We start from the raw sequence: 22,100 nt of genomic DNA, 5'->3' as shown, positions 1-22,100 counted from the left end.
GTGGCGCGCTCCGCGGCGCATCGGCGCGCCTCCACCGAGAAGACCCGCCCCAGCGTCTTCTGGGTCCTGGCGGTGGTCGTGGTCCCGCTGGTGGGCCTGTTCGCCAAGATCCGCATCGAGGGTGCCGAGAATCTGCCGCAGGAGGGCGCGTACGTCGTCGCCCCGAACCACAACAGCGAGTTCGACCCGCTCATCGTCGCGGTCGCCGTGTGGCGACTGGGCCGCGCGCCGAGGTTCATGGCCAAGGAGAGCCTGTTCCGCGTGCCGGTGCTCGGCTGGGCGCTGCGCGCGACCGGCATGGTCCCCGTGGCGCGCTCGTCTTCGGCGGCGTCGGCCAAGCAGACGCTGCAGACATCGGCCGAGCTGGTCGAGCGCGGGCGCGGGGTCATCGTCTACCCGGAGGGCACCCTCACCAGAGACCCCGACCTGTGGCCGATGCGCGGCAAGACCGGCGCTGTCCGGCTCGCGGCGGCCGGAGGCATCCCGCTCATCCCCTTCGCCCACTGGGGCGTGCAGGAGATCATGCCGCGCTACGGGAAGCTGCGCTTTCCGCGACGGCGCGAGGTGACCGTGGTGGTGGGCGAGCCGATCGACCTCGGCGACCTGGCCGGCGCGCAGACATCTCCCGCGGGCCTCGCGCAGGGGACGACGCGCCTCATGGATGCCCTCGCCCGCCTCGTGGGCGCAGTCCGGGGCGCCGAGCCGCCCGCCGAACGCTGGAACCCGGCATCGCATCGGCAGACCGAGACGGGGCGCTTTGAGTCGTAGGATGCCGTCGAAGCAGCCCCGCGTCACCGTCCTCGGCGCGGGCAGCTGGGGCACGACCTTCGGCAAGATCCTCGCCGACGGCGGCGCGGACGTGACGATCTGGGCGCGCCGCCCCGAACTCGCACAGGAGATCGACGAGGCCAAGCGCAACAGCCGGTATCTGCCGGGCATCAACCTGCCGCGCGACATGCACGCCACCCACCACCTGTCCGAGGCGCTCGAGGGCGCCGAGCAGGTGTATCTGTCGGTGCCGAGCCAGGCGCTGCGCGAGAACCTGAAGGGCGTGCGCCCCCTCGTGGCGGAGACCGAGGCGCCCATCGTCTCGCTCATGAAGGGCGTGGAGCGCCGCAGCGGGCTGCGCATGAGCCAGGTGATCGAGCAGGAGCTGCGCTGTGCGCCGGAGCGGATCGCCGTGGCCTCCGGCCCTAACCTCGCCCTGGAGATCGCGCGCGAGGAGCCGACGGCGGCGGTCATCTCGTCCGTCAGCCAGGAGACGGCCGATGCCGTGGCGCGGCGGGCTCGCAACAGCTACTTCCGCACCTTCGTCAACACCGATGTCATCGGCACGGAGTTCGGCGGGGTGCTCAAGAACCTCATCGCCGTCGCCATCGGCATCGTGGACGGTGTCGGCTACGGCGAGAACACCAAAGCATCGATCATCACGCGCGGACTCGTCGAGATGACCGATTTCGCGGTCGCACAGGGCGCCGAGGCCGAGACCCTGCAGGGACTGGCCGGGCTCGGCGACCTCATCGCCACGTGCCAGTCGCCGCTGTCGCGCAACAACACCGCCGGCCGGCTCCTCGGCCAGGGGTACCGGTTCGAAGATGTGGTCAAGCAGATGCAGCAGACCGCAGAGGGGCTGGCATCGGTGGCGCCGATCCTTCAGCTCGCGAAGGAGTCCGGAGTCGAGATGCCGATCGTCGAGCAGGTAAAGCGCGTGCTCGAGGGCACGATGGACCCGCGCAACATCGCACCGCACCTGACGACCGACGACGACACTCCCAAGGGAGAGAGGACGCAGAATGGGCAGAACGGCGGTGGCGGTGCTCTTTGGCGGTCGCTCCAGCGAGCACTCGATCAGCTCCGCTACGGCGGGAGGCGTGCTCCGGGCGATCGATCGTGACCGCTACCGGGTGATCCCGATCGGCGTCACCCGCGAGGGTGCCTTCGTCCTCGAGGACGACGACCCGGACAAGTTCGCCCTCGACCCGGAGCGTCTGCCGGAGGTCGTCGACAACGGGACGCGGATCGTCTGGCCCGACTCCGCGGCGTCCCGCGAGCTGCGGGTGCGCACCGACGCGGGGGAGCGCTCGCTGGGCGCCATCGACGTGGTGTTCCCGATCCTGCACGGCCGATTCGGCGAGGACGGCACCATTCAGGGCCTGCTCGAGCTGCTCGGCATCCCGTATATCGGCGCCGGCGTGCTGATGTCGGCGATGGCGATGGACAAGCACACCACCAAGAGCGTGCTGCGCTCGGCGGGCGTGCCGGTGGTGCCCTGGCTGACCCTGACCCAGGCGGGCTGGGCGCGCAGCCGGCGCATGTGGGAGCAGCGCATCCGCGCGATGGAGTGGCCCGTGTTCGTCAAGCCCGCCCGCGCGGGCTCCAGCGTGGGCGTGTCGAAGGTGGAGTCGTGGGACGACCTGGAGACGGCGCTTCAGACCGGGTTCGCCGAGGACTCCACCGTGCTCGTCGAAGAGTCCGTCGCCGGCCGCGAACTGGAGTGCGGTGTGCTCGAGGGCCGCGACGGCGATGCGCCGCGCGTGAGCGTGGCCGGTGAGATCGTCGTGAGCGGCAGGGACTTCTACGACTTCGAGGCGAAGTACCTGGGCGCGCCCGGCATCGATCTGGTCTGCCCGGCGCAGCTGCATGACGGCGAGCTCGCCGAGATGCAGCGGATCGCGGCGCGCGCTTTCGAGGCGGTCGGCGGCGAAGGTCTCGCCCGCGTCGACTTCTTCTACACCGGCACCGAGTTCTTCGTGAACGAGGTCAATACGATGCCCGGTTTCACGCCGATCTCGATGTTCCCCCGATGCTGGATCGCGTCGGGGATGACGTACCCCCGGCTCATCGAGGAGTTGATCGAGTCGGGCCTTGCGCGCGGTCCCCGCTAGGAGTCTTCGCCGCCGCGGGCCGTGCACTGCCCGTCGACCGGCAGCCCCGACACGGCGGAGGTGAACGCGCGCAGCACCTCGGCGCTCGAGGTGGTCGCGGGGTCGTAGGTGAGGAACACCTCGACGGCGGGGGTGCGCCCGTAGGTGGTGAAGCGGTAGTTGGGCTCGTCGCTCGGGTCGATGATCCAGTCGACGCCCTCGATCGTGACGCACTCCAGCGTTGTCGGGCCGGGGGGCATCACGCCGCAGGCGAGGATGACGGTCGTGGGGTCGCCCCACGCCCCCGTCGCCTGGGCGTCGGTCCAGCGCCGCTGCATCCCGTCGACAACCTTGGGAAGGCGCACCGACACGTCGGCGCACAGCGGGTTGTTCGCATCCGGCGCAGGCGGAATCGACACCGTCGAGCTGCAGGATGCGAGGCCGAGAAGGGATGCCGCAAGCGCCGCGACGACGAGGGATCGACCGAACAGGCGCACGTCTCCAGCCTAACCTCGGCGGGATGCCGGTGACGGCGGGCTCGTCGTCATATATCACTGTCCTCTCCGTGCTGATGCGCGGAGCGTCGAATGGATGTCGGATGTTGCTGTCATGCTGTCCTCATGTCCGAGGTCGCCGAGCTCCCCGCCGACGTGGCGATGGAGCTGTGGGCGGAGCGGGCTTCCCGCGCGGAGAGTTGGGTCGAGCCGGAGGCGGTCGAGTCGTCGACGGTGCCGGCCCCGCTGCTGGAGGCGGATGCGCTGCACCGCGAGCAGCTGCTCGCCCAGTGGGAGCACGCGGTCGCGCAAGTGGCTCGGTGGGAGGCGGTCACGCAGCGGGTGCTGGCGGAAGCCCTCGACTATGCGCTCGCCGACGGCACGCAGGGCGCGACACCGGACCTGCGGGTGCGGTCGATGGCCGCAGAACTCGCCTGCGCCGCAGGGATGAGCGACCGCACCGTCGCCGGGCACATGGCCGACGCAGCAGCCCTGCGGGACCGGTTCGCGTCCACGTACGACGCCTTCGCAGCGGGGCGGGTCTCCCGCTCCCAGGCCATGGTGATCGTCGACGAGGGGCGTGGGCTGGACGACGATGCGGCGCGGGCGGAGTTCGAGTCCCTCGTGCTCGACCTGGCGACCGGGCCGACCACGACCGGGCGGCTGCGGATGCATGCGAAGGCGCTGGCGGAGCAGCTGCACCCGGTGACATTGGCGGAGCGGCACCGCGTGGCGCGGCAGGACCGGCGCGTCGACGTGCGCGCCGGGGATGACGGGATGGGTACGGTCACCGCGCACCTGCCTGCGGCCCTGGCGTTCGGGATCCACGACCGACTCACCCAGATGGCACGCACCCTGCGCGACACCGAACGCGACGGTGACCATGACGGCATCTCGGACGACGCGGCCACGGCTGCGCAGGTGCGGACACTGGATCAGCTCCGGGCCGACCTGCTCGCCGACCTGCTGCTGACGGGGCATCCCACCGCCGACGCCGCGGACCGGGACGGTGACGACGGGGTCGGGGCGCTGCGCGGGATCGTGCAGATCACCGTCCCTGTGCTCACGCTCATCGGGCAGAAGTCCCGCACCCCGGCGATGCTGACCGGGAAGTGCCCGATCGACCCCGAGACCGCTCGGCACCTGGCTGGGGCGGCGTCCCTGTGGGAGCGGGTGCTCACCGATCCGGTCACCGGGGCGGTGGTCGCCGCCGACCGCCGGTTCCCCACCGAAGCCCAGCGCCGCCACCTCCGGGCACGGGACGAGCACTGCCGGTTCCCCGGCTGTCGGATGCCGGTCTGGCGGTGCGACATCGACCACACCGTCGACCACGTCCACGGCGGCCCCACCACCGGCTGCAACCTCGCCCACCTGTGTCGGCGCCACCACATGCTCAAACACCACACCCACTGGACCGTCCACCAGGACGACCACGGCACCCTCACCTGGACCAGCCCCACCGGCCGCACCTACGCCGACCGCGCACCACCCACCCTCCACTTCACCCCCGACCACGCGGACGTGCTCTCCCGGTGACGACCGCGCCGTGCTGCACGGCGCTCGCTACGCTGGGTGGATGCCCGCCCAGCCCGCCGAGGATCCCCGGGTCGGCGACCTCTCCGAAGGCGAGATCCTCCGCGGCATCCTGTCCGGTCTCGCTCCCAGCGCCGCGCTCGTCGGGCCAGGAGACGACGCCGCCGTGCTCGCCGCGCCGGACGGACGGGTGGTCGCCAGCGTGGACACGCTCGTGCACGGACCGGACTTCCGTCTCGCGTGGTCGGCCCCGTACGACCTGGGCTGGAAGGCGGCCGCGGTCAACCTCGCCGACATCGCCGCGATGGGCGCGCGTCCCACCGCGCTGCTCGTGGCCCTCGCCATGCCGAACGACACCCGCCTGTCGATGGTCGAGGGGATCGCACGGGGGCTGCGGGCGGCCTGCGACGAGCTCGCGCCCGGCTGCGCCGTCGAGGGTGGAGACCTCACCGTGTCCGACACCCTCACGATTGCCGTCACCGCGCTCGGCACCCTCGAGGGACGCGATCCTGTCCGACGCTCCGGCGCGCGCCCCGGCGACGTCGTCGCACTCGCGGGAGAGGCCGGCGCCGCCGCGCGCGGACTGGACGTGCTGTTCCGGCGCTTCCGCGATCTCGACGGCGAGCCCGTGCCCGTCGCGTACGACGAGCTCGATCCCGGCGAGATCGCCTGCGTGCACACGCAGCTGCGACCCTCACCGCCCATCGGCCTGGGGCCGGTCGCGGCGGATGCCGGAGCGACCGCGATGATGGATGTCTCGGACGGCATCGCGCTCGACGCCACCCGCATGGCGGACGCCTCCGGAGTGACGATCGCGATCGACAGCGTGGCACTCGGCCCGCGCCGCGGATGGGCGGTCGACGGGGGAGAGGACCACGCGCTGCTCGCGGCGTTTCCGCCGGGCGCGGCGCTGCCCCCGGGCTTCCGCCTCATCGGCGCGGTGCGCGAGCGCGGCAGCGAGCCGCTGCTCGTCGACGGCGAGCCGTACGCAGGGCGCGCCGGCTGGGACCCCTACCGGGACTGGGACTCGGCGACGGGCTGACCGTCAACCGGGGGTTCGCCTGCACGGAGCCACCACAGCGCGGTGTCGCCGTAGCGCTTGTCGCGCACGTGCACGAGTCCGTCAGGAAGAGTCGGTCGCGCCGAGCGGGACGCGCGCTCGACGATGACCGTGGCCGCCGGTGCGAGCAGGGGCGTCAGCGACTGCAGCGCCGCGGTGAGCTCGGCCTCGCCGATGTCGTACGGCGGGTCGATGAAGACGAGGTCGAAGCTGCCCGACGCGCCGTGCAGGAAGGCCTTCACCGCTGTCGCGTGCACGCGCAGCGCGGCATCCTCTCCGATGGCTCTCGCCACCTTCGCGACGTTGCGCCGCACGACTGCCGCGGCCGCGCCGGCCCGCTCGACGAGGTCGACAGAGGCCGCCCCCCGGCTCGCGGCTTCGAGCCCGAGCGCACCCGAACCCGCATAGAGGTCGAGCACCGCGGCACCGCGCAGCAGGTCGGCCGACTCCAGCGCGCCGAACAGGGACTCGCGCACCCGATCGCTCGTGGGCCTGGTGCCGGAGCCGGGGACATCCAGCACGAGCGAGCCGGCCCGGCCCGCGATGATCCGCGTCACACGGCGAGCCTAGACTCTTGGCATGCCGTCGTTCACGCTCGACTCGCGTCTGGACGGGGCCGTCGGCGGCAAGACCGCGGCCGCGCTCGGCCGGGCGTTCGACATGCGCACCGTCGGCGACCTCCTCGCGCACTATCCGCGGCGGTACGCGCTGCGCGGCGAGCTCACGCCGATCCGGTCGCTGCCTGTCGGCGAGAACGTCACGATCGTCGCCGAGGTGGTCCGTGCGGGGGAGCGCCGCATGAAGAACCGCAACGGATCGCTGCTGGAGGTCGTCATCAGCGACGGGCAGGGGCAGCTCACCCTCACGTTCTTCAACCAGAGCTGGCGGCTCAAGGATCTGCGCCCCGGCCGCCGCGGGATCTTCTCCGGCAAGGTCGGCGAGTACCGCGGCACGCAGCAGTTCGCCCACCCCGACTACGAGCTGTTCGACGACGAGAGCGCCGTCGATGCGCAGGCGTACGCGAACACCCCGATTCCCATCTACCCGGCGACCGCCAGCATCGCGAGCTGGCAGCTCAAGCGCATCGTCGACCTCGTGCTCGACGGGCTGGGGCCGGTGGACGATCCGCTCCCGGAGGCCCTCCGGCTCCGCCACGGACTGCTGCCTGCGCGCGAGGCGATCGAGCGGATCCACCGCCCCGAGCACAAGCAGCAGGCGGATGCCGCGCGTCGCACGCTGCGGATGCACGAGGCGATCGTGCTGCAGACCGCTCTGCTGCAGCAGCGTCAGCTCGTGCGGATGATGTCGGCCACCCGTCGGCCCGCAGGCGCCCTGCTCGAGCGGTTCGACGCCGCCCTTCCCTTCGACCGCACCGCGGACCAGGTAACCGTGGGCGATCGGATCGCCGCCGACCTCGTCGGCGACTGGCCGATGAACCGGCTGGTGCAGGGCGAGGTCGGGTCGGGGAAGACCCTGGTGGCGCTGCGCGCGATGCTCCAGGTGGCAGAGTCCGGCGGCCAATCGGCGCTCATCGCCCCCACAGAGGTGCTGGCCGCGCAGCACCTGCGCACGATCGCACGGATGCTGGGCCCGAAGCTCGCTCCGGAGCTGATGCCCACACTGCTCACCGGTCAGCTGTCCGCCGCCGAGCGGCGGCGGGCCTCGCTCCGGGTCGCGTCGGGTCAGGCGCGCATCGTCGTGGGGACCCATGCCCTGCTGAGCGAGACGACCACCTTCGCCGATCTGGGACTCGTGGTCGTCGACGAGCAGCACCGGTTCGGCGTCGAGCAGCGCGAGACGCTGCGCGCGAAGGGGTCGAGCCCGCACGCGCTGGTGCTCACCGCGACCCCGATCCCGCGGACGGTCGCGATGACGGTGTTCGGAGACCTGGATGTCTCGACCATCCGCACGATGCCGACCGGCCGCGCGGGCATCGAGACCTTCGTCGCGCCGATCGCCGAGAAGCCCGCTTGGTTCAGCCGGGTCTGGGACCGCGTCGCCGAAGAGGTCGCCGCGGGCCGTCAGGCCTTCGTCGTGTGCGCGGCCATCGACGCCGAGAAGGCGGTCGGCGACGACGCCGACGTCGCCGCGCTGCCGCTGGAGGGGGCGACGCAGGGCCCGCGCTGGGGCGTGGTCCAGGTCGCCGACCTGCTGGCGCGCAATCCGGCATTCGACCAGATCCGCGTCGCGACCCTGCACGGGAAGATGCCCGCCGACGAAAAGGACGCCATCATGCGCGCCTATTCCGCGGGCGACATCGACGTGCTGGTGGCCACCACCGTCATCGAGGTGGGCGTCGACGTGCCGAATGCCTCGACGATGGTCATCCTCGACGCCGACCGCTTCGGCGTCTCGCAGCTGCATCAGCTGCGCGGCCGGGTCGGCCGGGGGACGGTGCCGGGCCTGTGCCTGCTGGTCACGGAGGCGCGCGCACCGAGCCCCGCCCGGGAGCGTGTCGAAGCCGTCGCGCGGACGATCGACGGCTTCGAGCTCGCCGAGGTCGATCTCACCCTCCGTGGCGAGGGCGACGTGCTCGGCGATGCGCAGTCGGGGGCGCGGTCGTCGCTGCGGCTGCTGCGCGTGGTGACCGACGCCGACCTCATCGCGCTCGCGCGCGAAGAGGCTGAGCGCATCCTCGAAGCGGACCCGCTGCTCGACGAGCACGCCGGACTCGCCGCGGCGATCGAGCGGCGCGTCGGCATCCAGGAGCGCGCCGCCCTCGCCAAGAGCTGATCGCCCCGCCCGATAGGCTGGGGGCATGAGCAGCAGGATCGCCGTCGTCCCCGGATCTTTCGACCCGCCGACTCTCGGTCATCTGGACGTCATCCGCCGCGCGGCCGCGCTGTTCGACGAGCTGCACGTGCTCGTCGTGCACAATCCGGACAAGGAGGCGATGCTGCCGATCGCGCAGCGCCTCTCGCTCCTGGAGCAGTCGGTGGCCGAGGCCGACATCGAGGGCGACATCACGGTCGCGTCGTGGAGCGTCGGACTGCTCGTCGACTACGCCACGGATGTGGGGGCAGGGGTGCTGGTCAAGGGCATCCGCTCGCAGGTGGATGTCGCGTACGAGACGCCGATGGCGATCGTGAACCGCCATCTGGCACAGGTGGAGACGATCTTCCTGCTCCCCGACCCGGCGCACGCACTGGTGTCCAGTTCGCTCGTGCGCCAGGTGGCCGGTCTCGGCGGAGACGTGTCGCCGTACGTTCCGGCCGCGGTCGCACGGTTCCTGGACACCGGGGGCGCGCACATCCGCTGACGGTAGACTCACCCCTCGTGAGAACGCCTCGACCCGGACCCTTCAGCATCAACGTGCGCGACATCGTGCGCCGTCCCGGTGCGATGCGCGAGACGACCCTCGAGGCGCCTGCGCCGTCGACCTGGGGCGAGGGGCTGGTCTCCGTCCGCGAGGGCGAGGCGGTCGAGATCGCCGCCCGGCTCGAGTCGGTGCACGAGGGGATCCTGGTCACGGCCGAGATCGACACCGCGTACGAAGGTGTCTGCGGCCGGTGCCTCACCGACATCCGCGAGCCGCTCCAAGTCGAGTTTCAGGAGCTTTTCGCGTATCCTGGGGACGAAGCAGTCGACCTCGAAGTTCAAGACGACCACGTGGATCTTGAAACCGAGGTCAGGGATGCGATCGTTCTGTCGCTCCCGTTTCAGCCGGTGTGCCGGCCGGATTGCCCGGGGTTGGACCCCGTCACGGGCGAGCGCCGGAGCGGGGATGCCGGTGCTGCTCCGCAGGAAGCCCTCGATCCACGCTGGGCGGCGCTCGCGGAGCTGAAGACGGATGCCGATGCCGACAAGGCGTGAGCAGACACCCACCCAGACCTAGGAAACGAAAGAAGAGCAGCCATGGCAGGTAACCCCCCGAAGCGGAAGGTATCCCGCTCCAACACCCGTTCGCGTCGCGCGCAGTGGAAGGCCGAGGCCCCCGCGCTGGTCAAGACCGTCGAGAACGGCAAGGTCGTCTACAGCCGTCCCCACCAGGCGAAGGTGGTGACCGACTCGCAGGGCACCGAGCTGTTCCTCGAGTACAAGGGCCGCAAAGTCGCCGACATCTGATTCCGGCCGTCCGGTCGTGACCGACATCTCCATCGAGCATCCGGTGCTCGTGAAGAAGCTCGGGGTCGAGATCGACCCCGAGCTTCTGTCGCTCGCGCTGACGCACCGCTCGTACGCCTACGAGCACGGCGGCATCCCGCACAACGAGCGACTCGAGTTCCTCGGCGATGCGGTGCTCGGCCAGGCTGTCACCGTCATGCTGTACCGGCGGCATCCGGATCTCGACGAGGGCGCGCTTGCGAAGCGACGCGCAAGCGTCGTGTCGACCGTGGCCCTCGCCGAAGTCGCCCGCACGATCGGCCTCGGTGAGCACCTGCTGCTCGGCCGCGGCGAGGAGCAGACCGGTGGGCGCGACAAGGACTCGATCCTCGCCGACACCATGGAGGCGGTGATCGGGGCGGCCTACCTGTCGGCGGGACCCGATTCCGCGACCGAGCTGGTGCTGCGGCTGGTCGAGCCGCTGTTCGCCGATCCCGAGCGCTACGGCGCGGCCATGGACCCGAAGACGAGTCTGCAGGAGCTCGCCGCGCGCCGCGGCGTCACCCCGCCGGTGTACACCATCGCCTCGACCGGGCCCGATCACGACCGGGTCTTCACCGCCACGGTCACGGTGGGGCCGGTGACGTCGACGGGGACGGGAAGCAGCAAGAAGACCGCGGAGATGGCTGCCGCGCTGACCGCGTGGCACACCCTCAGCGAGGACCGCTGACGGATGCCCGAACTCCCCGAGGTCGAGGTCGTCCGCGCCGGCCTCGAGCCGGCCGTCTCGGGCGCCCGGGTCACCGGCGTCCTGATTCTGGACGAACGCGCGCTGACCCGTCACCGCGGCGGCGCCGCCGACTTCGAGGCAGTCCTCACCGATCGCGTGATCGGCGGCGCGGCCCGCCGCGGCAAGTTCCTGTGGCTGCCGCTGGACCGCGAGGCGGGCCGGCCCGCCACGGCCATGATCGCGCACCTGGGCATGAGCGGACAGCTGCTGCTGCGGCATCCCGCCGCTGAGCGCGAGCGTCATGAGCGGGTGCGGATCACGATCGAGCATCCCGCCCACGGCGAGCTCGCCGTCGTGTTCGCCGACCAGCGCACGTTCGGCTCGCTGGCCATCGATGCTCTCGAGCCGACCCCGGACCGTGCCGCGGGCGGCTGGGGAACCGATGTCGCGGCGGTGCCGAGCCAGGTGGCGCACATCGCGCGCGACCCGCTCGATCCGGCCTTCGACGACCGGCGCTTCCGCGCCAGGCTGGGGCGGAGCCGCTCCGCGATCAAGCGCGTTCTGCTCGACCAGACCGTGCTCAGCGGCGTCGGCAACATCTACGCCGATGAGGCCCTCTGGGCCGCGCGGATCCATCCCGAGACGCCCGCGGACGCGCTGTCAACGCGCGCGGCGAACCGACTCCTCGCCGAGGCCCGCGCCGTGCTGCTCAAGGCGCTCGCCGAGGGCGGCACCAGCTTCGACGCCCAGTACGTCAACGTCAACGGCGAGGCCGGATATTTCGCGCACTCCCTGAACGCATACGGGCGGACCGGGCAGGCGTGCCCGCGCTGCGCCCGCCCGATCGTACGGGTCTCGTTCATGAACCGCTCGAGCCACTACTGCCCGCGCTGCCAGCGCCGCGCACCCGGACTCAGCCGGCGATGACCTTCTTCCACGCGCCCGCGTAGGAGACGGGTTCGAATCCGAGCTCGACGTTGATCGCGAGCATGTGCGCGTTCTCCTCTGCGTTGAAGGTCGTGATCCGCGGCGACCGCGGTGCGATCGCGCGCCAGCGCAGGAGGTTGGCGCACTTCACGATCGCGCCCAGACGGTGCCCGCGGTGCTCCTTCACCACCAGCGTCCCGAACTGACGCGTCACCCCGTCGGGCTCCGCGGCGAGGATCCCGATGTCGTTGTAGGCGACCAGCTCGCCCGTCGGGACGTGCTCCACCGCGGTGATGGAGACGATCATGCCCATGGCGGCGAAGCGCTGTTCGCGACGGCGGACCCGGTCGGCATCCCACACCTCCTCCTCGATGTCGAGCTCCCCGGCGGGCATGTCGGTGGCCAGGCGCCCGCGCACCCGTGCGAATCCGTCGAGCAGGTGCTCCGGTGTCGGAACCGTCCACTCGTGCAGGCGGTAGTCGGGCCCCGCGGCTCGGAGCGACTCGGCGAGCACCGTCTCGACGTGCTCGTACGGGCCGCGCAGGTCGAAGGCGCTGTTGCGCTCGACCTGGCCGAGTGCGTAGCCGTGGTCGACGAGGAACCTCGTCTGCGGATCCTCGGCCGGGATGCTGCCGAACCCGGTCGGGGAGTCGAGCCGCGGGCCGGCGGTGTCCGGGCGGTGCAGGGTGTAGGTCTGCAGCACGTGGCGGCCACGGCGGCGCGCCTCCTCCTCGACCACCGCCAGCAGCGCCTCCTCGATGCCCTGGCCCCACAGCGGCGGGTCGACCCAGACGTCGAACTCCACGGTCCGATCACCCGAGGCCGGCATGCGCAGGATGCCGACGCCGGCGATCTCGCCGTCTCGTGACGCGGTGTACCCCACGTGCACGAAGTCGGTGGCGTCCTGCCACATCGGCAGGAGCTCCTCCGCGCTGTCGTCGAGATCGGACGTGCCGGCGTCGTGCAGCGCGACCGCGTTGCCGAGGCGGGCGATCGCGTGCATGACTCCCCGGTCGTCGGCCTCGAGACTCTCCGGCACGACGATCGGATCGATCGTGACGGTGGCGGTGTCAGTCATCGAGCACCTTCTTCCAGGCCCCCTCGTACGAGATCGGCACGAACCCGATGGCCTCGTTGATGTCGAGCATGGGACGATTCTCCTCCGCGTTGTACGTGATCACACGTGGCGATTCAGGGGCGATGTCGCGCCAGGCCAGCAGGTTCGCGCACTTGACGAGCATGCCCAGGCGGTGACCTCGGTGCTCCTTGAGCACGAGCGTGTCCTCCTGGTGCGTCGCCTCGGTGCGGTCCTTGCCGATGACCAGCTCGTTGAACGCGCACAGCTCACCGGTGGCGATGTGCTCGGCAGCCGCGACGCGCAGCAGGCGTCCGCTCGAGGTGTAGGTGGAATCGTGCTGGGCGACGCGCGCGGCATCCCAGTCCTCCTCGTCGAACTCCAGGCCGGCGGCGGGGGCGTCGGTGATCATGCGGGACTTCATCCACCCGTAGCGGGCGACGAACTCCTCGGGGGTGGGCGCCGTCCAGGTCACCACGCGGTAATCGGAGGATGCCTCCTGCGCCCGGGCGAACAGACGCTCCACCTCGTCGAACGAGCCCTGCAGGTCGAAGGCGCTGCAGCGCTCGACCTGCTCGAGGCGATAGCCGTGTCGCAGGTAGAACCGGGTCGCGCGGTCGTCGGCCGGTACGCTGCCGAACCCGGTCGGCGCCTCCAGCCGGGGGCCGGGCGCCTCGTGCTGCTCGGCCCAGGACTGCAGCACGGTGCGTCCGTGCTCGCGGGCGACGGGCTCGACCAGCTGGGAGTAGGCCGTGGACCCGATGCCGCGGCCCTGAGCCTGCTCGAGGAGCTCGACGAGGAAGTAGGCCATCTTCGAGCCCGCCTCGAGGGGCAGGTCGACGCCGACCCGGCCGACGAGGACGCCGTCGAGCAGGATGAGCCACATGAGCCGCGTCTGGTAGCCGTCGGGCTGGTAGTACGCCAGCAGCTCGTCCGCCGCGATGCGGTGGTCGTCGTGGCCGGAGATCTCCCGGTAGATGCGGTTGCGGACCTCGACCATCGCGGCGAAGTCGTGTGCGTCCGGGGCATCCATGGATGCCGGGACGGTGAGGGGCCGGAGCTCGAGCCCCGTGGTGATGGTCGACATGGTGTCTCTCTTCGTCAGAAGTGGATCGGGGGCGGGCCGGGGATGGGATCCCCGGCCCGCCGGGGGTGGGGTGCCGCGACGTGAGCGGTCATAGCGCGGGGCGCTGCTGCCGCAGCGAGCGCTCGTAGGAGAGCTCGCGCGCCTCGCGGCTGCGCTCGCGGCGCACGAGCTCGAGGTGCTCGGCGTGTGCGGTGCGGTGCTGCACGTGCTGGGTGCTGCGCAGGATCAGCCACAGACCCACTCGCAGGGCGAGCCGGTCGGCAAGGCTGACATGCGCGGACGGCGCGTGCAGCGAGGGATGCTGCGGTGCGAGATCTTGGCGCTCTCGCACATCGAGCTGGGGGTACGACATGAGTAGACCTCGTTCGAGTCGAAAGGAATGAATGGCAGGTGCCCGAAGGGCGGGGGAGCGGACGCACGTGGTGGTCCGCGGGCGCCGCGGAGGGCGCGGGACGCGCGGGGAGAAGCGCGGCTCAGATCACCGATTCCGGTGCCGGCGCGGCCGGCAGCGGGCAGAGTTCGCCCCTGCGAGGATCAGCGGGCGGCGTGAGCGAGAGCGCAGAAGGACCCGGTCGCCATGGCGATTCCGACTCCGCTGCGCGTGCGCGCGGGCGTGTCGGCGATGGCCGGCGAGATTCCGGTGACTGTGGTGAGCATCATGGCGACCTCCTTTCGACTTCTGACGCGAGGAGTCACGTTAGCGAATCCCTGATACACGCGTCAAGCACTCTCGGCGTGTCGTGTGCAGAAACCCGGCTCGCCTTCGCGGTCGGCGACGGCCGTTCCGCTAGCGTTGACACGCAGATTCACCGGCCGAGCGGAGGGCGCGTCCATGCACCTGAAGAGCGTCACGCTCAAAGGGTTCAAGTCGTTCGCGCAGCCGACGACCTTCGCGTTCGAGCCGGGTGTCACCTGCATCGTGGGGCCGAACGGATCGGGCAAGTCGAACGTCGTCGACGCGCTCGCCTGGGTGATGGGGGAGCAGGGTGCGAAGACCCTGCGCGGCGGCAAGATGGAGGATGTCATCTTCGCCGGCACGGCGACCCGCGGACCGCTGGGGCGCGCGGAGGTACAGCTCACGATCGACAACTCCGACGGCGTGCTGCCGATCGAGTATTCCGAGGTCACGATCAGCCGCACCCTGTTCCGGAGCGGGGCCAGCGAGTACGCGATCAACGGCGAGGTGTGCCGGCTGCTCGACGTGCAGGAGCTGCTGAGCGACTCCGGGCTCGGCCGTGAGATGCACGTCATCGTCGGCCAGGGCCGCCTCGACACGGTGCTGCAGGCGTCGCCCGAGGAGCGCCGCGGATTCATCGAGGAGGCCGCAGGCATCCTCAAACACCGCCGGCGCAAGGAGAAGACCCTCCGCAAGCTCGACGCGATGGAGACGAACCTCACGCGCCTCAGCGACCTCGCCGGGGAGATCCGTCGGCAGCTCAAGCCCCTCGGCCGGCAGGCCGAGGTGGCGCGCGAGGCGGCCACGATCGCTGCGGTGGTCCGGGATGCGAAGGCGCGACTGCTCGCCGACGAGCTCGCGCAGCTGCGCGCGGCGCTGGCCGACCACGCGCGCTCCGAGCAGGAGCGGCACTCCGAGCGCCTGATCCTGCAGGATCGGGCGGAGCAGACGCGGCAGCGGATCGAGGTGCTCGAGCAGGGCCAGGGCTCTGCCGACGTCGACGAATCCCGACGGGTGGCCTTCGCGCTCGAGCAGGTGCAGGAGCGGCTGCGATCGCTGTTCACGCTCGCGAACCAGCGCCTCGCACTGCTCGGCGACGTCGAGGAGACCGCGCCGGTCACGGTGACCGCCGCAGCCATCGACGAGGCGCGGGCCGAGGTCGCAGAGATCGCCGCGGCGGTCGACGACGCGGCCGACGCCGCCGACCGGGCGACGCGCGCGGTGGCGCGCGCACGCGCCGAACTGGACGCTCTGGACGCCGACATCGCCGCGCAGAGCGCCCTGGTCTCGGAGCATGAACTCCGGCTGACCGGCCTGCGGGCGGCCGCGGAGGCCGCGCGCTCCACGCTCGCCGCGGTGCGCGGAGGCGTCCTCCGCCAGCAGAACGCCCTGGATGCGGCGATCGCCCGTCGCGCGCAGGCTCAGGATGAGCTCGAGGGGCTCGAGCCCGAGTTCGAGACCGACATGACCTCAGCCGAATACGCGTCCGCGTATGAGGCGGCGCAGCGCCAGGCCGCGGAGGCGGATGCCGAGGTCGCCGAGTTGCGCGACCGTCTGCACTCGACCGAGCGCGAGATCGAGGCGCTCACCGCCCAGAGCTCGGCACTGAGCCGGGCGCTCGACGTGCGCAGCGGCGCGACCGAGCTGGTCGCGCGAGGCGTCCAGGGCATCCGCGGTCTGGTCGGCGACGCGGTGCAGGTCGAGTCGGGGTTCGAAGCGGCGATCGCCGCGGCGCTGGGATCCCTCGCCGAGGGCGTGCTCGTCGAATCGCGTGAGGCCGCGCGATCAGCCGCGGAGGCCGCGCGCGACGACGACGTCGGCATCGTCGACATCGCGATCGCGGACACCGAGCCGCTGCGACCGGCCCTGCCGCAGATCCCCGGCCTGGTCCCCGCTCGCGACGTGGTCTCGGCGCCGGAGGGGATCCTCGGTGTGCTCGCCCACGTGCTCGTGGCCGACGATCTCGACGCCGCGCTGGGGGCGGGTCCCGCGCTCGCGGCGGCACAACAGGCCGCACCGCTGACGGTCGTCACCCGAGCGGGCGAGGTCGTCACCGCGCACACGCTGCGCGCAGGCTCCGGCCAGGGGCGCTCACGTCTGGAGCTCGCGGCGGAGCGCGATGCCGCGAACGACCGGCTCGAGCAGATCCGGGTGGTCGCCGACTCGCTGCGCGAGGCGCTGGCCGATGCCCAGCAGCGACTCGGCGACGCGAGGGCGCGCACGAAGACCTCGCTGGAGACGCTGCGCGCCCATGACGCCGCCCTCGCCGCGCACACCGAGCGGGTGAACCGTGCGACCGTGCGGTACGAGGCCGCGGCAGCCGAGTGCGAGCGACTCGCCAGGGGGCTGGCGCAGGGAGAGGCGGCGGTCGCGGATGCGCAGGCCGAGGCGCAGGCCGCGGATGCCGAACTCGCCTCGGCGGAGCAGGCGCCGCGGCCCATCCTCGATGCGTCGGCACGAGACGAGGTGCTGGGCGCGCTGGAGGCGGCGCGGGACGCGGAGATGCGGGCGCGGCTGGAGGTGGAGACCCTGCGCGAGCGGGTGCGCGCCGGCGAGGCGCAGGCGGCGGCGCTGGAGCGCCGACGGGATGCCGAGCGCGCGGCGGCCGACGAGGCCGCCCGTCGCGCCGTGATCCGACGCCGCCGGCGAGAGGCGGCCGAGGCCGTCGTCGCGCAGCTGCCGGCGGTGCTGGCGTCGGTCGATCGGTCGGTCGCCGCTGCGCGGATCGCACTGGCGGACGCCGAGCGGGAGCGCGCAGCGCAGAATGCGGAACTCGCCGAGCTCCGCGCGCAGGACGCGGCCGTGCGCGAGCGACTCGCGGCCGTGACCGAGGGCGTCCACTCGCTGGAGCTGCAGATCCACGAGAAGCGGCTGCATGTGCAGAGCCTCCTCGAGCGCGCCCAGTCGGAGCTCGGCCTCGACGAGAACATTCTCATTTCGGAATATGGACCCGACCAGCCGATTCCCGCAGCGGGCGGGGAGGCGGAGGAGGAGACCCCGTTCGATCGGGCGCAGCAGCGCCGCCGCCTGCAGGAGGCCGAGCGCAAGCTCGCGCAGCTGGGCCGGGTGAACCCGCTCGCGCTCGAGGAGTTCGCCGCCCTGGAGCAGCGGCACGCCTTCCTCACCGAGCAGCTGGCCGACCTCACCCAGACGCGCAAGGACCTCCTGACGATCATCGCCGAGCTCGACGAGCGCATGGAGACCATCTTCGCGGCGGCCTTCGAGGACACCCGGACCGCATTCCACGAGGTCTTCCCGATCCTGTTCCCCGGCGGTGCCGGCGACATCGCCCTGACGGACCCGGAGGACATCCTCACCACCGGGATCGAGGTGACGGTCCGGCCGGCGGGCAAGAAGATCGAGCGGCTGTCGCTGCTGTCCGGCGGCGAGCGGTCACTGGCCGCCGTCGCCTTGCTGACCGCGATCTTCAAAGCTCGGCCGAGCCCGTTCTACATCCTCGACGAGGTCGAGGCGGCGCTCGACGACGCGAACCTGGGACGGCTGCTCGGTGTGTTCGAGCAGCTGCGCGAGAGCAGTCAGCTGATCGTGATCACCCACCAGAAGCGCACGATGGAGATCGCGGATGCGCTGTACGGGGTGTCGATGCGTCAGGACGGCGTCTCTGCCGTGGTCGGTCAGCGCGTGCGAGAGGCGGTCGCCGGCTAGCGCACCACGAGGACGGGGATCGTGGTGCGGACGAGCACCTCTGCGGTCTGACTGCCCAGCAGCATCTTGCGCAGCCCGCGGTGCCCGTGCGAAGCCATCACGATGAGGTCGTGCCCGGCGATCTCCGCCGTCCGCACGATCGCCTCCGCCGGATGCTCGTCGACCTCATGCCGCAGCTCCACGTCGCCGGCGATGTCGGGATGGCCGTCCTTGAACTTCTGCAGCCGCGCCTGCATGTCGGCATCCACCTCGTGCTCGTAGCGGGCGAGGGGATCCTCGAGGCCGGCTTCGAGTGCGGCGCGCACGACGCTCGGCTTGAGGGGTTCGGTGACCGTGAGGATCGTGGCCCGGGCGCCGAGTGCCTTGGCGAGGGTGAGACCTTCCACGATCCCCTTGCGGGCGAGATCGGAGCCGTCGGTGGTGATGAGGATATTGGTGTACATCCGGCCCTCCAGGGCTGTCGCCGATGGCTGGATCGTAGCAACCGCGCCGCCCCGTAGGGTGGAGGCATGGTGCAGCAGTCCTGGTCATTGGGAAGCGCGCTGCGCGGCATGTTCGCAAAGCCCACGATCGACGAATCGACGTGGGACGACCTGGAGACCGCGCTGATCACAGCCGACTTCGGCCCCGACATCACCGAGCGCATCGTCGAGGAGCTGCGCGAGAAGGTGCAGCGTTATCGCACCACCGACCCGCGTGATCTGCGCCGGATGCTCAAGGAGACCCTGGAGGAGCACTTCGCGCGCTTCGACACGACGCTGCGGCTCACCGAGCGCCCTGCTGTCGTGCTCGTGGTCGGAGTCAACGGCGTCGGCAAGACGACGACGATCGGCAAGTTCGCGAAGTTCCTGCAGCGCCACGGACGGTCGGTCGTGGTGGGGGCGGCCGACACCTTCCGCGCTGCGGCCGTGGACCAGCTCGCGACCTGGGCGGAGCGCGGCGGGGCGGCGATCGTGCGTCCCGAGCGCGAGGGTCAGGACCCGGCATCCGTCGCCTTCCAGACCATCGACCACGCCATCCGCACCGGCACCGAGATCGTGCTGGTCGACACCGCCGGCCGGCTGCACACCAAGGGCGGTCTGATGGACGAGCTCACGAAGATCCGGCGCGTCATCGAGAAGCAGGCCCCCGTCAGCGAGGTGCTGCTCGTGCTCGATGCGACCACGGGACAGAACGGCGTGATGCAGGCCGAGGCCTTCCTCGAGCACGCCGGCGTGACCGGCCTGGTCATCACCAAACTGGACGGCTCCGCCCGCGGCGGCTTCGTGCTGGCGGTCCAGGAGCGCACCGGCATCCCCGTCAAGCTGCTGGGGCAGGGCGAGGGCATCGACGACCTCACCGGGTTCACCCCGCACGTGTTCGCAGCCTCGCTGGTCGACTAGCTCGACCGATCGCGCCGGCGGGCTACCGTCTTCCCCCTTCCGCTGGTTTCATAGGGCTATGGCGATCGAGCACGATTTCTTCGGGCTGCTGGAGTCCGGTCCGGACGGATCGATCTTCTGGTCCGAGAACGTGGAGTTCGGTGACCAGTCGGTCACCGTCGACCTCACCGCGCCCGATCAGGACGATGTCTCGGCCGCCGCGCTGGACGTGGCCGCGGCGATGATCTCGGCCCTCGAGGACATCGACATGCGCGCCCGGCAGGCCATGATGAGCGAGCTCGACGACCGCACCAGCGAAGTGATCGAATACATCATGCAGCAGCAGGAGCAGCTCGGTGACGAGCTTCAGGACCAGCTGGTCGACATCTCCGGCGACGTGCACGTCGACGTGATCCGCTCGCTGCAGCTGATGAGCATGACGATCCTCGCCGACGAGCACGGCGGCTCGGAGCCGTTCGCGGTGCTCGAATACGCCCTCGATCCCGATGCGGCCGACGACGTGCTTCTGGTGAACCTCGCGACCGACGGCGCGGTGCAGTCGGTCACCAGCGCCGACTGACATGCGCGACCTCGGCCCGGTGGACCTGGGGGTCCTGCTGTCGGTGTTCGCGGTGCTGCTGATCTTCTTCGGCATCGACTTCCGGGTCTCGCGCGGCGCCGCGCGCAGGCATCAGCGGCGCGCCCTCGCGTTCGTCTCGCTGAGCCTGCTGGGCGAGGCGGCCACGGCGATCGCGCTCGTGCTGACATGGGTGTCGCTCTTCCTGCCCGCAGCCGCCGAGCAGATCGACACGCTCCTCGTCTTCATCCCGGGCACCGTCGCCATCGGCTGCGCGGTGGTCCTCACCGTGGAGAGCGTCGTCAGCAGGCTGATCGGCCTGCGGGCGGGCCCCGACTGATTCACACCGCCTGTGCGAAGCCGTCCGCGGCCCGCTCCGCGAGATGTGCGAGCTCGTCGGGGATCGGTCGTCCGTGGGAGATCATCGACTGCGCCCAGAGCCTGCCGGCGCGGTATGACGACCGCACGAGCGGACCGGCGAGGACTCCGAGGAATCCGATGCGCTCGGCCTCCGCACGGAACTCGGCGAATTCCTTCGGGCTGACCCAGCGGGCGACGGGCAGGTGGCGCGGCGACGGTCGCAGATACTGCGTGATCGTCACGATGTCGGTGCCCGCATCGTGGAGGTCGTGGAGAGCCTGCAGGACCTCCTCCGGCTCCTCGCCCATCCCGAGGATGAGGTTCGACTTCGTGATCAGCCCCGCGTCGCGCGCCCGCGTCAGCACGCCGAGCGACCGGTCGTAGCGGAAGGCGGGGCGGATCCGCTTGAACAGGCGCGGAACCGTCTCGACGTTGTGCGCGAACACCTCGGGGCGGGCGTCGAAGACTTCGGCGAGCAGATCCGGGCGGCCGTTGAAGTCCGTGGCCAGCAGCTCGACCCCGGTGCCGGGGTTGACGGCGTGGATCCGGCGCACCGTCTCGGCGTTCAGCCACGCGCCGCCGTCCGGCAGGTCGTCGCGGGCGACGCACGTCACGGTCGCGTAGCGCAGCTGCATCCGATGCACGCTCTCGGCGACGCGGCGGGGCTCGTCGGTGTCGTAGTCGGCGGGACGTCCGGTGTCGATCTGGCAGAAGTCGCACCGCCTGGTGCATTGCGCGCCCCCGATCAGGAACGTCGCCTCCCGGTCTTCCCAGCACTCGTAGATGTTCGGGCAGCCGGCCTCCTGGCAGACCGTGTGCAGGCCCTCGTCCTTCACGAGGGCCTGCAGCGCCTGATACTCCGGGCCGAGCCTGGCCCTCGTCTTGATCCACTCCGGCTTGCGTTCGATGGGGGTCTGCGCGTTGCGCACCTCCAGACGCAGAAGCCGGCGACCCTCCGGCGCGGCGGTCATGCCGCCGTCCCCGTGGCGGCGACGGCCTCGAAGGCGGCCGAGACCGGCTCGACCAGAGCGGCGGGGGAGACATCCGCCCCCAGCACCTCGCTCACCGTCGTCACCCCGGCGTCGGTGATGCCGCACGGCACGATCGTGCGGAAGCCGGCGAGCGTGTTGTCGGCGTTGATCGCGAAGCCGTGCATCGTCACCCCCTTCTCCACGCGCACGCCGATCGCGGCGACCTTGTCTTCGGACAGGGATCGGCGCACCCACACGCCGCTGCGACCGGCGACGCGATATCCGTCCACTCCGAGTGGGCGCAGCACGTCGATCAGGATGCCCTCGAGCCGGCGAACGTACGCGACGACGTCGACCGGCTCGGGCAGCCGCATGATCGGATATCCGACCAGCTGGCCGGGGCCGTGCCAGGTGATCTTCCCGCCGCGATCCACATCGATGACCGGTGTGCCGTCGGTCGGGCGCTCGTGGGGCTCGGTGCGTGTGCCTGCGGTGTAGACCGCCTCGTGCTCGAGCAGCAGGAGCGTGTCGGGCCGGTCGCCGGAGACGACCTCGGCGTGGATGCGCCGCTGCAGCTCCCAGCCGTGGCGGTACGGAACGAAGGCGGGATCGAGGCCCACGACCTGGATGTCGAGCACGGTGCTCCTCTGCTGATTGTTGAACCGGATCCAACAA

Annotated in this window: 24 protein-coding genes; 15 read left to right on the top strand and 9 right to left on the bottom strand. The window is 71.2% G+C overall.

The window, feature by feature from the left end:
* Genes ACIWQI_RS09550 through ACIWQI_RS09540 form a run of 3 tightly spaced genes read left to right on the top strand, consistent with a single transcriptional unit; the run spans position 1 to position 2,885 of the window.
* Entirely contained in the window at positions 1-768 is a 768-nt protein-coding gene (locus ACIWQI_RS09550; protein WP_396656979.1) for a lysophospholipid acyltransferase family protein, read from the top strand.
* Position 769: 1 nt separating this feature from the next.
* Positions 770-1,894 carry an NAD(P)H-dependent glycerol-3-phosphate dehydrogenase gene (locus ACIWQI_RS09545; protein ID WP_396656954.1) on the top strand — a complete coding sequence of 375 codons (1,125 nt, stop codon included), beginning with the start codon at positions 770-772 and terminating at the stop codon, positions 1,892-1,894.
* Positions 1,794-2,885, top strand: coding sequence for a D-alanine--D-alanine ligase family protein (locus tag ACIWQI_RS09540; RefSeq protein ID WP_396656953.1), 1,092 nt, complete (start codon positions 1,794-1,796; stop codon positions 2,883-2,885). Before ACIWQI_RS09545 ends, ACIWQI_RS09540 begins: the two co-directional genes overlap by 101 nt.
* Here ACIWQI_RS09540 and ACIWQI_RS09535 read toward each other — a convergent pair.
* Positions 2,882-3,361 (bottom strand): DUF3515 family protein, encoded by a 480-nt coding sequence (locus tag ACIWQI_RS09535; RefSeq protein ID WP_396656951.1) that lies wholly within the window; start codon positions 3,359-3,361, stop codon positions 2,882-2,884. The genes ACIWQI_RS09540 and ACIWQI_RS09535 overlap by 4 nt on opposite strands.
* A gap of 123 nt (positions 3,362-3,484) precedes the next feature.
* Here ACIWQI_RS09535 and ACIWQI_RS09530 point away from each other — a divergent pair, with 123 nt between their 5' ends.
* Complete coding sequence (locus tag ACIWQI_RS09530; RefSeq protein WP_396656949.1) at positions 3,485-4,894, top strand: DUF222 domain-containing protein; 1,410 nt, start codon at positions 3,485-3,487, stop codon at positions 4,892-4,894.
* 40 nt (positions 4,895-4,934) lie between these two features.
* Positions 4,935-5,933, top strand: coding sequence for a thiamine-phosphate kinase (gene thiL / locus ACIWQI_RS09525; RefSeq protein WP_396656948.1), 999 nt, complete (start codon positions 4,935-4,937; stop codon positions 5,931-5,933).
* Here thiL and rsmD read toward each other — a convergent pair.
* Positions 5,903-6,508: a 16S rRNA (guanine(966)-N(2))-methyltransferase RsmD gene (gene rsmD / locus ACIWQI_RS09520; protein ID WP_396656946.1), complete on the bottom strand. Its 606-nt coding sequence runs from the start codon at positions 6,506-6,508 to the stop codon at positions 5,903-5,905. The two genes, thiL and rsmD, sit on opposite strands and share 31 nt — an antisense overlap.
* Positions 6,509-6,530: 22 nt before the next feature.
* Between rsmD and ACIWQI_RS09515 the strand changes: the two genes are divergently transcribed.
* The 6 genes from ACIWQI_RS09515 (at position 6,531) to mutM (ending at position 11,652) form a co-directional block, all read left to right on the top strand.
* On the top strand, positions 6,531-8,684 hold the full coding sequence (locus tag ACIWQI_RS09515; protein WP_396656945.1) for an ATP-dependent DNA helicase RecG: 2,154 nt from the start codon (positions 6,531-6,533) through the stop codon (positions 8,682-8,684).
* Between the two features lie 25 nt (positions 8,685-8,709).
* The gene (gene coaD, locus ACIWQI_RS09510; protein ID WP_396656943.1) at positions 8,710-9,210 is read left to right on the top strand and encodes a pantetheine-phosphate adenylyltransferase; all 501 of its coding nucleotides are present in this window, start codon (positions 8,710-8,712) and stop codon (positions 9,208-9,210) included.
* A gap of 83 nt (positions 9,211-9,293) precedes the next feature.
* Complete coding sequence (locus tag ACIWQI_RS09505; protein WP_396656978.1) at positions 9,294-9,764, top strand: YceD family protein; 471 nt, start codon at positions 9,294-9,296, stop codon at positions 9,762-9,764.
* Between the two features lie 42 nt (positions 9,765-9,806).
* Complete coding sequence (rpmF, locus tag ACIWQI_RS09500) at positions 9,807-10,016, top strand: 50S ribosomal protein L32 (RefSeq protein WP_040165203.1); 210 nt, start codon at positions 9,807-9,809, stop codon at positions 10,014-10,016.
* Between the two features lie 16 nt (positions 10,017-10,032).
* A complete protein-coding gene (gene rnc, locus ACIWQI_RS09495; protein ID WP_396656942.1) occupies positions 10,033-10,725 on the top strand; it encodes a ribonuclease III in 693 nt (230 codons plus the stop codon).
* Between the two features lie 3 nt (positions 10,726-10,728).
* Positions 10,729-11,652 (top strand): bifunctional DNA-formamidopyrimidine glycosylase/DNA-(apurinic or apyrimidinic site) lyase, encoded by a 924-nt coding sequence (mutM, locus tag ACIWQI_RS09490; protein WP_396656941.1) that lies wholly within the window; start codon positions 10,729-10,731, stop codon positions 11,650-11,652.
* On the opposite strand, the gene ACIWQI_RS09485 is transcribed toward mutM, so the two are convergent.
* From ACIWQI_RS09485 to ACIWQI_RS09470, 4 genes are all read right to left on the bottom strand, one after another.
* Positions 11,639-12,730 (bottom strand): GNAT family N-acetyltransferase, encoded by a 1,092-nt coding sequence (locus tag ACIWQI_RS09485; protein ID WP_396656939.1) that lies wholly within the window; start codon positions 12,728-12,730, stop codon positions 11,639-11,641. The two genes, mutM and ACIWQI_RS09485, sit on opposite strands and share 14 nt — an antisense overlap.
* A complete protein-coding gene (locus ACIWQI_RS09480) occupies positions 12,723-13,814 on the bottom strand; it encodes a GNAT family N-acetyltransferase (RefSeq protein ID WP_396656938.1) in 1,092 nt (363 codons plus the stop codon). The genes ACIWQI_RS09485 and ACIWQI_RS09480 overlap by 8 nt, the downstream gene beginning before the upstream one ends.
* 88 nt (positions 13,815-13,902) lie before the next feature.
* Complete coding sequence (locus tag ACIWQI_RS09475; protein ID WP_396656937.1) at positions 13,903-14,166, bottom strand: hypothetical protein; 264 nt, start codon at positions 14,164-14,166, stop codon at positions 13,903-13,905.
* A gap of 182 nt (positions 14,167-14,348) precedes the next feature.
* On the bottom strand, positions 14,349-14,474 hold the full coding sequence (locus ACIWQI_RS09470) for a hypothetical protein (RefSeq protein ID WP_396656935.1): 126 nt from the start codon (positions 14,472-14,474) through the stop codon (positions 14,349-14,351).
* Positions 14,475-14,646: 172 nt separating this feature from the next.
* Here ACIWQI_RS09470 and smc point away from each other — a divergent pair, with 172 nt between their 5' ends.
* Positions 14,647-18,156 carry a chromosome segregation protein SMC gene (gene smc / locus ACIWQI_RS09465; RefSeq protein ID WP_396656933.1) on the top strand — a complete coding sequence of 1,170 codons (3,510 nt, stop codon included), beginning with the start codon at positions 14,647-14,649 and terminating at the stop codon, positions 18,154-18,156.
* Here smc and ACIWQI_RS09460 read toward each other — a convergent pair.
* Positions 18,153-18,599: a universal stress protein gene (locus ACIWQI_RS09460; RefSeq protein WP_396656932.1), complete on the bottom strand. Its 447-nt coding sequence runs from the start codon at positions 18,597-18,599 to the stop codon at positions 18,153-18,155. The genes smc and ACIWQI_RS09460 overlap by 4 nt on opposite strands.
* Before the next feature lie 66 nt (positions 18,600-18,665).
* On the opposite strand from ACIWQI_RS09460, the gene ftsY reads away from it, so the two are divergent.
* From ftsY to ACIWQI_RS09445, 3 genes are read left to right on the top strand one after another with little or no spacing between them, the layout of a single operon-like run.
* Entirely contained in the window at positions 18,666-19,538 is an 873-nt protein-coding gene (gene ftsY, locus ACIWQI_RS09455) for a signal recognition particle-docking protein FtsY (RefSeq protein WP_396656930.1), read from the top strand.
* A gap of 58 nt (positions 19,539-19,596) precedes the next feature.
* A complete protein-coding gene (locus ACIWQI_RS09450; protein WP_396656929.1) occupies positions 19,597-20,097 on the top strand; it encodes a DUF2004 domain-containing protein in 501 nt (166 codons plus the stop codon).
* Position 20,098: 1 nt separating this feature from the next.
* Complete coding sequence (locus tag ACIWQI_RS09445) at positions 20,099-20,434, top strand: hypothetical protein (RefSeq protein WP_396656928.1); 336 nt, start codon at positions 20,099-20,101, stop codon at positions 20,432-20,434.
* Between the two features lies 1 nt (position 20,435).
* On the opposite strand, the gene lipA is transcribed toward ACIWQI_RS09445, so the two are convergent.
* Together lipA and lipB are read right to left on the bottom strand one after the other, a co-directional pair.
* Positions 20,436-21,425, bottom strand: a complete 990-nt coding sequence (lipA, locus tag ACIWQI_RS09440) for a lipoyl synthase (RefSeq protein WP_396656926.1) — start codon at positions 21,423-21,425, stop codon at positions 20,436-20,438.
* On the bottom strand, positions 21,422-22,063 hold the full coding sequence (lipB, locus tag ACIWQI_RS09435) for a lipoyl(octanoyl) transferase LipB (protein WP_396656925.1): 642 nt from the start codon (positions 22,061-22,063) through the stop codon (positions 21,422-21,424). The genes lipA and lipB overlap by 4 nt, the downstream gene beginning before the upstream one ends.
* Between the last annotated feature and the right edge of the window lie 37 nt (positions 22,064-22,100).

The sequence above is a fragment of the Microbacterium sp. genome (genome assembly GCF_044508325.1).
Lineage (GTDB): Bacteria > Actinomycetota > Actinomycetes > Actinomycetales > Microbacteriaceae > Microbacterium.
Note: the sequence above shows the minus strand (reverse complement) of the source record. Positions and strands in the feature narration are given on the sequence as shown.

What these genes read in the sequence shown, in the direction of transcription:
- smc (WP_396656933.1), top strand. Translation starts at nt 14,647, where the DNA reads ATGCACCTGAAGAGCGTCACGCTCAAAGGGTTCAAGTCGTTCGCGCAG.
- rpmF (WP_040165203.1), top strand. Translation starts at nt 9,807, where the DNA reads ATGGCAGGTAACCCCCCGAAGCGGAAGGTATCCCGCTCCAACACCCGT.
- ACIWQI_RS09445 (WP_396656928.1), top strand. Translation starts at nt 20,099, where the DNA reads ATGCGCGACCTCGGCCCGGTGGACCTGGGGGTCCTGCTGTCGGTGTTC.
- ACIWQI_RS09485 (WP_396656939.1), bottom strand. Translation starts at nt 12,730, where the DNA reads ATGACTGACACCGCCACCGTCACGATCGATCCGATCGTCGTGCCGGAG.
- coaD (WP_396656943.1), top strand. Translation starts at nt 8,710, where the DNA reads ATGAGCAGCAGGATCGCCGTCGTCCCCGGATCTTTCGACCCGCCGACT.
- ACIWQI_RS09515 (WP_396656945.1), top strand. Translation starts at nt 6,531, where the DNA reads ATGCCGTCGTTCACGCTCGACTCGCGTCTGGACGGGGCCGTCGGCGGC.
- lipA (WP_396656926.1), bottom strand. Translation starts at nt 21,425, where the DNA reads ATGACCGCCGCGCCGGAGGGTCGCCGGCTTCTGCGTCTGGAGGTGCGC.
- ACIWQI_RS09540 (WP_396656953.1), top strand. Translation starts at nt 1,794, where the DNA reads ATGGGCAGAACGGCGGTGGCGGTGCTCTTTGGCGGTCGCTCCAGCGAG.
- ACIWQI_RS09450 (WP_396656929.1), top strand. Translation starts at nt 19,597, where the DNA reads ATGGCGATCGAGCACGATTTCTTCGGGCTGCTGGAGTCCGGTCCGGAC.
- ACIWQI_RS09480 (WP_396656938.1), bottom strand. Translation starts at nt 13,814, where the DNA reads ATGTCGACCATCACCACGGGGCTCGAGCTCCGGCCCCTCACCGTCCCG.
- ACIWQI_RS09470 (WP_396656935.1), bottom strand. Translation starts at nt 14,474, where the DNA reads ATGATGCTCACCACAGTCACCGGAATCTCGCCGGCCATCGCCGACACG.
- ACIWQI_RS09530 (WP_396656949.1), top strand. Translation starts at nt 3,485, where the DNA reads ATGTCCGAGGTCGCCGAGCTCCCCGCCGACGTGGCGATGGAGCTGTGG.
- ftsY (WP_396656930.1), top strand. Translation starts at nt 18,666, where the DNA reads ATGGTGCAGCAGTCCTGGTCATTGGGAAGCGCGCTGCGCGGCATGTTC.
- ACIWQI_RS09505 (WP_396656978.1), top strand. Translation starts at nt 9,294, where the DNA reads ATGCGCGAGACGACCCTCGAGGCGCCTGCGCCGTCGACCTGGGGCGAG.
- mutM (WP_396656941.1), top strand. Translation starts at nt 10,729, where the DNA reads ATGCCCGAACTCCCCGAGGTCGAGGTCGTCCGCGCCGGCCTCGAGCCG.
- thiL (WP_396656948.1), top strand. Translation starts at nt 4,935, where the DNA reads ATGCCCGCCCAGCCCGCCGAGGATCCCCGGGTCGGCGACCTCTCCGAA.
- ACIWQI_RS09545 (WP_396656954.1), top strand. Translation starts at nt 770, where the DNA reads ATGCCGTCGAAGCAGCCCCGCGTCACCGTCCTCGGCGCGGGCAGCTGG.
- ACIWQI_RS09475 (WP_396656937.1), bottom strand. Translation starts at nt 14,166, where the DNA reads ATGTCGTACCCCCAGCTCGATGTGCGAGAGCGCCAAGATCTCGCACCG.
- ACIWQI_RS09460 (WP_396656932.1), bottom strand. Translation starts at nt 18,599, where the DNA reads ATGTACACCAATATCCTCATCACCACCGACGGCTCCGATCTCGCCCGC.